We start from the raw sequence: 10426 nt of genomic DNA on the forward strand, positions 1-10426 counted from the left end.
AGCGGATGTGTCCGTTGCCTCGAGCGCCCATGTCAAGCACGAGGAAGCGCGTATCAGGGGTGGCTTTCAAAACCGTGTAAGGGAACCCGAGCTCGTTGTTCAGCGAGCCGGGCGGTGAGATCGTCGGACCGAGCTGCGAGAGCAGTTGCCCGAGGTAGTCCTTCGTCGTCGTTTTTCCGGAGGAACCGGTCAGGCCAACCACGGTCAACGACGGCAGGCGATCGATCACGGCACGAGCCAGCGCAGCCAACGCGGCCAACTGCTTGGTGACGACGACACCGGGCTTGCCGACATCCCGGGTGCCCAGATAGGGGCCCGACACGAAGTCGTGGCCGTCCGCCTTCTCCCCGGCGAACGCCACGAAGAGGCCGTCGGCGGTGGCCTTGCGGGAGTCGTACTCCACCGGGCCGCCGACCACGACGGCCGGGTCCGCGTTCACCAGGGTGCCGCCGGTGATCGAGGCGATCTCACCCATCGAGAGTGGGATCACGCCGCGCCACCCGTCCGTCCCGCCAGCGCCGCCGCCAGCTCCACCCGGTCGTCGAACGGCAGCACCTCGCCGCCGACCTCCTGACCCCGCTCGTGCCCCTTGCCCAGCACCGCCACCACGTCGCGTGGACCGGCGAGCCCGACCGCCTCGTCGATCGCGGCACGCCGGCCGGCCACCTCGATGATCTTCGCCGCGGCGCCGGTGTGCTCGGCGCCGGCCCGGACGGCGGCGCGGATCGCGGCCGGGTCCTCGGTCCGCGGGTTGTCGTCGGTCACCACGACCACGTCGGCGCCGCGGGCCGCGGCCGCGCCCATCAGCGGGCGCTTGCCGGTGTCGCGGTCGCCGCCCGCGCCGATCACGCAGACCAGCCGGCCGCCGCGGGCGGAGGCCAGCTCGCGGAGGGCGGCCAGCGCGGCCACGATGGCGTCCGGCTTGTGCGCGTAGTCGACCACGCCCAGGATCTCGCCCGGCGATGCGACCTGCTCGAGCCGGCCCGGGACCCCGGGGCAGCTCGCGACGCCGCGGGCGGCGGTCTCCGGCGGCACCCCGACGGCGGTGAGCGCGGCGAGGGCCAGCAGGGCGTTCGCCACGTTGTGCCGGCCGGGCAGCGAGACACCGGCCTCGACCGCTCCGGCCGGGCCGTGCGCGGTGAAGCGCTGCCCGTACGCGGAGGGCCGGATCGCCGACGCCCACCAGCCGGCGCTGTCGTCGCCGGCCGCGGAATACGAGATCGTGGCCGGCTTGAACAGCGGGCGCAGGGCTTCATCGTCCAGATTGAGCACCTCGACGCGGCACCGGCCGTCGAAGAGTTTCGCCTTGGCCGCGAAGTAGTCGTCCACGTCGGCGTGGAAGTCGAGGTGGTCGAGGCCGAAGTTGGTGTAGCCGCCGACGTCGAAGCGCACCCCGCCGACCCGGCCCATGGACAGCGCGTGGCTGGACACCTCCATGACCACCGCCTGGACGCCGCGCTCCAGCGCGTACGCCAGCATCGCGTGCAGGTCGGTGGCCTCCGGCGTGGTCCGGACACTGTCGACGGTCAGATCGCCGAGCCGCGTCTCCACCGTGCCGATCAGCCCGGTGGTCAGCCCGGCCGCCTGCAGCCCGGCCTCGATCAGATAGGCCGTCGAGGTCTTCCCCGCGGTCCCGGTGATGCCGATCATCGTCAGCCGCGACGTCGGGTCCCCGTAGATCGCCGACGCCACCGTGCCGAGAACGGCGCGCGGGTCGTCGACGACGAGCACCGGGAGCCCAACGGCGTTCCCCGAGCCCTCGGCGTCGGTCAGGACGGCCGCCGCGCCCCTGTCCCGGGCCTCGCCGGCGAATGACGCACCGTGCCGCCGCGCCCCCGGCAACGCCGCGTACAGATCGCCCGGACGCACCTCACCGCTGGCGTGCGTGACCCCCGTGACGGTCGCGTCACCACCGGTCGCACGGGCGCCCACCAGGGCCGCGAGGTCATCCGTCCGGCGCGGCGGGACGGTCGTGGGACGGGGAATGCCGGGCACGGCGTCAGACCCTACCCGGTGTTCCGCGAACCCCTGCGAACGCCATGGCCTCAGGGAAAGATCTTGAACTTCGGCGGATTGGTGCCCGACGGCGGCACCTTGTAGTGCAGCAGCGTGGTGCGCATCATCTCGGCGAAGGCGGGCGCCGCCACGTCACCGCCGGTGCCGGTCGGCACGTCGGCGAACACCGCGATCACGTACCGCGGGTTGTCCGCCGGCGCCATGCCGATGAACGACCCCGCGTTGTGCTTGGTGTACTGGCCGTCGATCAGCCGCTTGCCCGTACCCGTCTTGCCCGCGATCCGCCAGCCGTCGACGCGCGCCTGCGTACCCGTGCCGCCCTTGCTGTCGACCACCGCCTCCATCAGCAGCCGCAGCTGCGCCGCCACCTCCGGCCGCAGCACCTGGTGGGTGGCCGGCGCCGGAGCCGGAACCGCCGGGCCCTGGTAGGGGATGGTCGCCTTGATCAGGTGCGGCTGCACATACGTGCCGTTGTTGGCGATGGTGGCGTAGCCGGCCGCCATCTGGATGAGGGTGGCGTCGACGCTGTGGCCGATCGGGATCGACCCGGCCGCCGAGCCGCTCCACTCGTCCGGCGGCAGCAGCTTGCCCTCGGCCTCGCCCGGCATGCCCTCGCCGGTGGCCCGGCCCAGCCCGAACTTCTGCTGGTACTCGTAGACGCGCTGCTTGCCGAGCTTGTCCGCGATCAGGATCGTGCCGACGTTCGACGAGTAGGCGAGCAGCCCCGCCATCGTCATCTTGGTGCCCTTCTTCTGCCGGTGCGTGTCCGAGAAGGTATATCCGCCACGCTCCAGCGCCGGGCCGATGGTCAGCACCGAGTCGGGCCTGACCAGCCCCTCCTGCAGCGCCGCGCCGAAGATGAACGCCTTGTGCGTCGAACCCGGGTCGGTGATCACGCTGGTCACCACGTCCTCGCGGTTGACCGGCTTGTAGTCGAACGGCTTCTGCGCGTCGTACGCCGGGTAGCTGGCCTGCGCCAGCACCTCGCCGGTCTTGACATCCAGCACCACCGCGCCGCCGACCGTGGCGTCCACGTCCTCCATCCGCTCACCGAGGATCCGCTGCACCTCGAACTGCAGGTCGCGGTCGATGGTCAGCTGCAGCGACGTGCCCGGCGAGGCCGGGGTCAGCTTGTGGTAGCCGCCGGGGATCTCCTTGTCGAGCTGGCCCCGCCCGGTCTCGTAGACCCGCTTGCCGTCGGTGCCGCGCAGCAGCTCGTCGTAGCGCGCCTCCAGACCCTCGAGCCCGGTGTGGTCCTCGCCGGTGAAGCCGATCAGGTTCGCCGCCAGGTCGGCGCCCGGCACGTCGCGCCGCTCGTCGCGGTCCTCGCGGATGCCCGGCAGGTTCATCGCGGCGATCCGGTCGGCCACCGCCACGTCCACGCCGCGGGCCAGGTAGACGAACCGCACGGCGCCACCGCCCGGACGCTGCTTGCGGGCCATCAGCTGGGTGAGCTTGGACGGTGCGACGCCCAGCAGCGGGGACAGCTTGGCCGCGACCTCCGCCGGCTTCTGCACCAGCTCGGGGTCGGCGTAGATGTACCGCGCCTCGACGCTGTGCGCGAGCACCTCGCCGCCGCTGTCCAGGATGCTGCCGCGCGGCGCCGGCAGCAGCACCTCGGTGAGCCGGTCCTGGCGCTGCCGCAGCAGCCGCTGCAGCGACTCCGGCGACTCGACCACCTGCAGCACGACCAGCCGCACGCCGATGGTCGCGAAGAGGGCGAGCGCCAGCACGGTGCCGAGCCTGAGCCGGCGCGCGCTGTTGGCCAGGCGCGGCGGCTCGGCCGGGACGGCGGGCGCGGGCCGTCTGCGCGGCGGGGCGCTCTTGGCCGGCCGGCTGCCGGCGACACGGCGTGGTTCCGGCGCCATCCGGGTACGCGTACCGCCCGCCCCCGCCCGGACCCGGCCGTTCTGCTTGTCCCTGGTCGCAGGCTCCCGCTTCGCTGCCGTGACCTTCTTGGCCGGCCCCCGCCTCGGTGGCTCGGGGGTCCGTTGCGGGGCGGCCTCGGGCTCCTCGGCCGGCTGCCGCTTGCGCGGCGGCGCCGGCTTTCCCCCGTCGAGCACCTGCAACGCCGGCCGGAACGGATCGGTGGTCCGCCCGGCCCGCGGCGACCGGGTGCGCTGGTCGCGCTCGGCGACGGTGCGTCCCCGCGGCGTGTACGCCCGGGCCTCGCCGATGCCGCCGAAACCGCGCCGGGCACCCTCGTCCTCCGGCGGAACGTCACGGGACGCACCGCGCCGGGGCGGCTGGCCCCGGCGCGGTGGTTCCTCGGCTCTCGGCGACACGGCTTACTGCCCCGTGCCGGGCGCGGCCGCGCCGGTGTTGCCGCCCTGCGGGGCCGCACCCTGCGTCGCCGCGCCCTGCTGCGTCGACCCGGCCTGCGCCGACCCGGCCTGCGCCGACCCGGCCGGTGCCGCGCCGTCCTGCGCGGTGATCGCCGGCTCGCCCTGGCCCGGCTTCGGCACGCCGATGATCTTGCCGTCCGGCAGCCGGATGTAGGCCGGCTCGCCCTTGACCAGGCCGTACCGCTTGGCCGCGGCGTCCAGGCTGCCCACGCTCTCGTACCCGGCCAGCTGGTTCTCCAGCTGCTGCTGCTGCTTGTCGAGCTTGACCTGCTCGTCCTGCAGCGTGCTCAACTCGAAGGAGTTCTCCATCGTCTTCGTGTTGATCAGCAGGATGCCCAGCACACCGGCCAGCACGATCGCGATGACCACCGCGATGAACGGTGCCCGCGGCGCCCGGATCGGCGCCGGCGGCGCCACCCGCAGCGCCGGCCTCGTGGTGCGCACCGGCTCGGTGACCGCGGTGTCCAGCCGCAGCGCGGCCGTCCCCTGGGTCGGCGCCGTCACGGCCGGGCTCCGGCGCACCCCCCGGGCGTCGGCACCCCCCGTGCGACGCGGCGTGTCGGTGGTGCGTGTTTCGGTGGTGCGCGCCTCGCTGCTGCGCTTCTCCGCGGTCCGGCCCCCCGACCGCGGCGCGTACGTACGCTCGCTCATCGTCCCTCCCCCTCCTGGCGTTCCCCCGGGCGTAACCGCCCTCGTCCCCCGTGCGTTGTCGACATGCGAGGCCGTTCGCGGGCGGCCCCGTCGTCGAGTCGTTCCACCGCTCGCAGCCTCACCGAGGCCGCTCGCGGGTTCGCTTCCACCTCCGCCGCGCTCGCCTGCTCCGACCCCTTTGTCAGCAGGCGAAGCTGCGGACCCGTCCCGGGCAGCTCGACCGGCAGGTCGATCGGCCCGGTGCTGCGCGCCCTCGCGGCGATGGCGCGCTTGACGATCCGGTCTTCCAACGATTGGTAGCTCATCACCACAAGGCGCCCGTTCGGGGCCAACGAGTCCAAAGCAGTCGGAACCGCAGACTCGAGTGCGGCGAGTTCGCCATTTACCTCAATGCGTAGCGCCTGAAACGTTCTTTTCGCGGGATTTCCACCCGTTCGTCGCGCGGCGGCCGGGATCGCGTCCTTGACCAGCTCCGCGAGCCGGGCCGTGGACGTGATGCGTCCCTTCTCCCGCTCGCGGACGATGGCCGACACGATCCGCGAGGCGAACTTCTCCTCGCCGTACGTCCGCAGCACCCGGACCAGATCGCCCGGCTCGTAGCCGTTCACGACCTCCTCGGCCGTGCTCCCCCGCGACTGGTCCATCCGCATGTCCAGAGGCGCGTCCTGCGCGTAGGCGAACCCCCGGTCGGGCTCATCCAGTTGCAACGACGACACACCCAGGTCGAACAGGCCACTGTGGAACCGCCCGTGGCCCGTGTTCTCGAGGCCCAGGCTCTCGAGCACCGACGGAAGCTCGTCGTAGACCGCGTGCACCAGGTGCACCCGGTCGCCGAAGCGTTCCAGCCGCCGGCGGGAGTGCTCCAGAGCCTCCGGATCCCGGTCGAGTCCGATGAGGACGACGTCCGGGAAGCGCTCGAGCACCGCCTCGGCGTGGCCGCCGAGACCCAAGGTGAAATCCACGTGTACGGCGAGCGGGAGCTCCAGCGCGGGAGCGAGCAGCTCGAGACAACGCTCGAGCAGCACCGGCACATGCGTGCCCCGTGGCTCCCCCATGTCGACCCCCAGTCGCCAGGCTCTCCTGCGTCACCCGGTCCGATCCGGACGTCGAATCCGTACCGCCAGATCCCCATCCGCTCGTGCCCGCTGCCGGCGGGCGCCGCGCCTGGCGCCGGGGAAGAGGCGCCAGGAACGCAAGCGGCTGGAGATCTCGCAGTACGGACGGGCAGTGACGCCGTCACAGTCCCCCGGGCAGCACCCCCTCTTCGATGTCCGCGAAGTCGTCCTCGCTCGCCGAGAGGTACTCGTCCCAGGACTGCTTGTCCCAGATCTCCACCCGCGTGCTCGCGCCGATCACCACCAGCTCACGGTTGAGGGCCGCATACTCACGCAGGTGCGCCGGGATCGTGACCCGGCCCTGCTTGTCGGGAACCTCGTCGTGCGCGCTGGCGAAGAACACCCGGCTGTAGGCCCGGGCGGCCTTGTGGGTGACCGGCTGCTCGCGCAGCTGCCCCGCGATGCGCTGGAACTCCGGCATCGGGAACACGTACAGGCAACGCTCCTGCCCCTTGGTGATCACGACACCTCCCGCCAGCTCGTCCCGGAACTTCGCCGGAAGGATCAGCCGCCCCTTGTCGTCGAGGCGTGGGGTGTGCGTGCCGAGAAACATCGGCCATCCCCCCTACGCCCCTGCCGGCGGTTCGCGGTCCGCCGAGTCGATGCTGGGCCGGCAGGTCCCCCCTGCCACTGCGCTCCACTCTACTCCACTTCCCTCCACTCGCAACCGGAATGGCGGCGTCCTTGAAACGGATTCGCGGATGAATTGCCAGCTCAGCGAGGTGGAGTGCCAGTGGAGGGGATTCTGGCACCCCAGCCGGTCCGTTTCCCGACATGACGCCCAGGCGGGCAGGAAATCACGTTTTTGATCATGCTTGAGAGGCCGTTCGGACGACCCGGGGAGGAAAATGGAGGGAACACGACGACGGCGGGGCGCGCATCCGAGAACCTCGGACACACGCCCCGCCGTTGCCGTGTTGCTGCCGTGCTGCTGCCTCAGATCAGGCGGCGCACCACGTAGTTACTGCTGAACATCTTGCGCTTGGACACCCGCGCACCGGAGTGCGGCGAGTCCCAGACCTTGCCGCCGCCGGCGTAGATGGCGGCGTGGTACCCGTACGAGCCGGAGCGGGTGATGATCAGGTCACCGACCTGCTTCTTGCTCTTGCTGACGGCCTTTCCGTACCTCTGCTGCAAATTCGCCTTGTGCGGCAGCTTGCGCCCAGTCGTCTTCTTGTAGACGTACATGGTGAAGCCGGAGCAGTCGAAGCGCTTGGGACCCGCGGCACCGAACAGGTACAGCGCGCCCTTGTGCTTCGCGGCCTCGTTGACCACCTTGGTGCCGTTGTTCTTGACGGTGACCTTGATGCCGTTGCTGATGCCCGCGTAGAGGCCGCCGCCGCCCAGGAACTTGAAGCGGAGCGAGGCGGTGGTCAGCGGCTTGGCGATGAAGTTGCGGGACCCCTTGGTCTGCCACGTGCTCCACTTGCCCTTGCGGTAGACCTGCAGGGCCACCCGGCCGGCGGTGACAGCCTTGCCCGTCTTCGGGTGGGTCACCTTCGCGGTCAGCTTGACCGTGTTGCCGTACAGGATGGTCCGCGTGTTGCTGGTCATCTTGACCTTCGCGACCGTCCTCGCCGCGGCCGCGGCCACGACGGGTGTGGCGGCCGCTGCCGGCTGCGTGGCCACGAGCTGACCGGCGCAGAGGCTGAGACCCAGGGACAGCGCGATGGTGCCGGTGCTGAGCTTGCGGCGCCGGCTGATACTGCTTCCGTGCACGGTAGAGATGTCCCTCCGGCACGCCTGCGAGGTTAGCTGTCGGGTTCGGGCGGGAAGGTTGCCCGGCCGCTTGTCGCGGCTTCACCCCAAGGTCCTCGGTTCGGACCGTAAATCCGGGTCCCCCGTCCCTGCCCCCTGGTGCCTTTGTTCGGTACGTGTTCTCGGGTCGTGGTCCCGGACCGGGGCAGGGCTCGGCGTGATCCGGGTGCGCACGACCGGGGAGCGGTTGCTCTCCGGCCAGACCTTGCTACCCGAATTCCCGTACGGTTGCAGAGCGTGAGCGGTGACTCTGTGTAGTTGGCACAATGGACAGTGTCCGGTTTGTGACCGACCCGAGACAAATGCCAATGCGTTGCGCACAGACGTGATCACGAAGCGTCGAAGGTTACGGGTGAGTCACGCCACACAAATTCTGCGTGATGAGATGATCATGGACGGTGGGAAGTCCCCTGTTCACGGCCCTAAACCCTTTTACCGGCCAGGATGCGATCGGCCGGACGGACGAGGCCGCCACCCACCGATTCCGGCAACTCGACGCGATGTCCGGTTCCGGTACTGTCGCGTCCGTGACGGACGGGAAGATGCCCCTACGGGCAAAGGTGGCGAGCTCCGTCTCGCGGACCGCGGCGGCGCTCTCCCGCGCGGCCGGCCGCGGCGACGGCTCGGTGATCGGCGGCTGGATCGGGCTGAAGATCGACCCCGACCTGCTGCGCAACCTGGCGGCCGGGCGGGCGATCGCCCTGGTGTCGGGCACCAACGGCAAGACGACCACCACCCGGCTGACGGCGGCCGCGCTGGGCGTGCTCGGGCCGGTGGCCACCAACTCCTTCGGCGCCAACATGCCCACCGGGCACACCTCGGCGCTGGCCAAGGCCGGCGCCACCCCGTTCGCGGTGCTCGAAGTGGACGAGCACTATCTCGACCGGGTGATCGACGAAACCACTCCCCGCGCGGTGGCGTTGCTCAATCTGAGCCGCGATCAGCTCGACCGGGCGCAGGAGGTGGCGATGATGGCGCAGAAGTGGCGGACCGCGCTCGCCGACCACCCTGACATCCGCGTGGTGGCCAACGCGGACGACCCGATGGTCGTCTGGGCCGCGATCGCCAGCCCGCACGTCACCTGGTTCAGCGCCGGCCAGCGCTGGCACGACGACTCCTGGGTCTGCCCCGAGTGCGGCTCGCCGATCGAGCGCGTCGGCGGCGACTGGCGCTGCACGGGGTGCCCGCTGCGCCGCCCGGCGGCGCAGTGGACCGTCGAGGACGACGGCGTGCTCGACCCGAACGGCGACTGGCACCTGGTCAAGCTCCAGCTCCCCGGCACGGTCAACCTCGGCAACGCGGCCACCGCACTCGCGGTCGCGGCCGAGTTCGGGGTCCGCGCCGTGGAAGGTGTCCCCCGGCTGGCCGCGGTGACCTCCGTCGCCGGCCGCTACGCCCAGGTCGAGCGCGACGGCCGCAACATCCGGCTGCTGCTGGCGAAGAACCCGGCGAGCTGGCTCGAGGCCTTCGACATGGCGGACGAGGCGCCGACCCTGCTCTCCATCAACGCCCGCGACCCCGACGGCTTCGACACGTCCTGGCTCTACGACGTCGACTTCTCCCCGTTGCGCGGCCGGTCAGTGCTGATCACCGGTGACCGCGCGTACGACCTCGCGGTGCGCCTCGAAGTGAACGGTGTGCCCTTCCGTCACGTACGTACCTTCACCGAAGCGGTCCGGGAGACACCCCCCGGGCGGCTCGAGGTGATCGCGAACTACACCGCGTTCCAGGACATCCGAGCGGAGTTGGACCGTGTCAACTGAAAGCACCCTCCGGGTCGTCTGGATCTACCCGGATCTGCTGTCGACCTACGGTGACCGGGGCAACATGCTGATCCTGGCGCACCGGGCGGCCCTGCGCGGCATCCCGGCCGAGACCATCGAGGTGCGCTCCGACCAGCCGATGCCCACGACCGCCGACATCTACCTGATCGGCGGCGGCGAGGACGGTCCGCAGGCACTGGCCGCCGAGCGACTGATCACCGACGGCGGCGTGCACAAGGCAGTGGCCCAGGGCGCGGCCGTTTTGGCGGTATGCGCCGGTTATCAGCTGTTCGGTCACTCCTTCTTCGCCAAGGGTGCCAAGTATCAAGGCCTCGGCCTGCTCGATCTGACCTCCGACCGGGGCGAGACCCGGGCGGTGGGCGAGCTGCGGGGGGACGTCGACCCGCGGCTGGGCCTGCCCCCGCTGACCGGTTTCGAGAACCACGGCGGGCGCACCCACCTGGGAGAAGGCGTCGCGCCGCTGGCCCGGGTGACCGCCGGCATCGGCAACGACGGCCAGACCGAGGGCGCCTGGCACGGCAAGATCCTCGGCACCTACAGCCACGGCCCGGCGCTCGCCCGCAACCCAGATGTAGCCGACCTGCTCCTGCGATGGGCCACCGGGCTGGATAGTCTTGCCCCCGTCGACGACACATGGGCAGACCGGCTACGGACCGAGCGACTCACCGCAGCAAGTGCCTGACCAGCGCAAACGCCGAACGAACCGGGAGTGTAAGCCTTTATGACCGACACCCTGATCGCCCCGCGGGGCATCCTC

At 71.2% G+C, this 10426-nt stretch carries 8 protein-coding genes, 1 pseudogene and 1 riboswitch; of the genes and pseudogenes, 2 read left to right on the forward strand and 7 right to left on the reverse strand.

The features are described 5' to 3' along the window. From AB0M20_RS11535 to AB0M20_RS11565, 7 genes and pseudogenes are all read right to left on the reverse strand, one after another. Window positions 1-490, reverse strand: a 490-nt coding sequence (locus tag AB0M20_RS11535) for a Mur ligase family protein (protein ID WP_364297013.1), incomplete at its 3' end; no start/stop codon positions are given. Continuing rightward, window positions 487-1995, reverse strand: coding sequence for a UDP-N-acetylmuramoyl-L-alanyl-D-glutamate--2,6-diaminopimelate ligase (locus AB0M20_RS11540; protein ID WP_364297015.1), 1509 nt, complete (start codon window positions 1993-1995; stop codon window positions 487-489). The genes AB0M20_RS11540 and AB0M20_RS11535, both read right to left, overlap by 4 nt. A gap of 50 nt (window positions 1996-2045) precedes the next feature. Continuing rightward, window positions 2046-4301, reverse strand: coding sequence for a penicillin-binding transpeptidase domain-containing protein (locus AB0M20_RS11545; RefSeq protein WP_364297017.1), 2256 nt, complete (start codon window positions 4299-4301; stop codon window positions 2046-2048). A 159-nt stretch (window positions 4302-4460) separates the two neighbouring features. Then, window positions 4461-5012, reverse strand: a pseudogene (locus AB0M20_RS11550) (hypothetical protein); the annotation flags it as partial. After that, complete coding sequence (gene rsmH, locus AB0M20_RS11555; RefSeq protein ID WP_364297027.1) at window positions 5009-6079, reverse strand: 16S rRNA (cytosine(1402)-N(4))-methyltransferase RsmH; 1071 nt, start codon at window positions 6077-6079, stop codon at window positions 5009-5011. The pseudogene AB0M20_RS11550 and the gene rsmH, both read right to left, overlap by 4 nt. A gap of 169 nt (window positions 6080-6248) precedes the next feature. Continuing rightward, on the reverse strand, window positions 6249-6680 hold the full coding sequence (mraZ, locus tag AB0M20_RS11560) for a division/cell wall cluster transcriptional repressor MraZ (RefSeq protein ID WP_364297019.1): 432 nt from the start codon (window positions 6678-6680) through the stop codon (window positions 6249-6251). 383 nt (window positions 6681-7063) lie between these two features. Further along, window positions 7064-7846, reverse strand: coding sequence for a C40 family peptidase (locus AB0M20_RS11565; RefSeq protein WP_364297021.1), 783 nt, complete (start codon window positions 7844-7846; stop codon window positions 7064-7066). Window positions 7847-7852: 6 nt separating this feature from the next. Continuing rightward, a riboswitch (cyclic di-AMP (ydaO/yuaA leader) is annotated at window positions 7853-8010 on the reverse strand. Between the two features lie 417 nt (window positions 8011-8427). On the opposite strand from AB0M20_RS11565, the gene AB0M20_RS11570 reads away from it, so the two are divergent. Together AB0M20_RS11570 and AB0M20_RS11575 are read left to right on the forward strand one after the other, a co-directional pair. After that, window positions 8428-9648 carry a MurT ligase domain-containing protein gene (locus tag AB0M20_RS11570; protein ID WP_364297023.1) on the forward strand — a complete coding sequence of 407 codons (1221 nt, stop codon included), beginning with the start codon at window positions 8428-8430 and terminating at the stop codon, window positions 9646-9648. Then, complete coding sequence (locus AB0M20_RS11575) at window positions 9638-10351, forward strand: glutamine amidotransferase (RefSeq protein WP_364297025.1); 714 nt, start codon at window positions 9638-9640, stop codon at window positions 10349-10351. Before AB0M20_RS11570 ends, AB0M20_RS11575 begins: the two co-directional genes overlap by 11 nt. The last annotated feature ends 75 nt before the right edge of the window (window positions 10352-10426 follow it).

The sequence above is a fragment of the Actinoplanes sp. NPDC051633 genome, from assembly GCF_040681735.1.
In the GTDB taxonomy this organism is placed as follows: domain Bacteria; phylum Actinomycetota; class Actinomycetes; order Mycobacteriales; family Micromonosporaceae; genus Actinoplanes.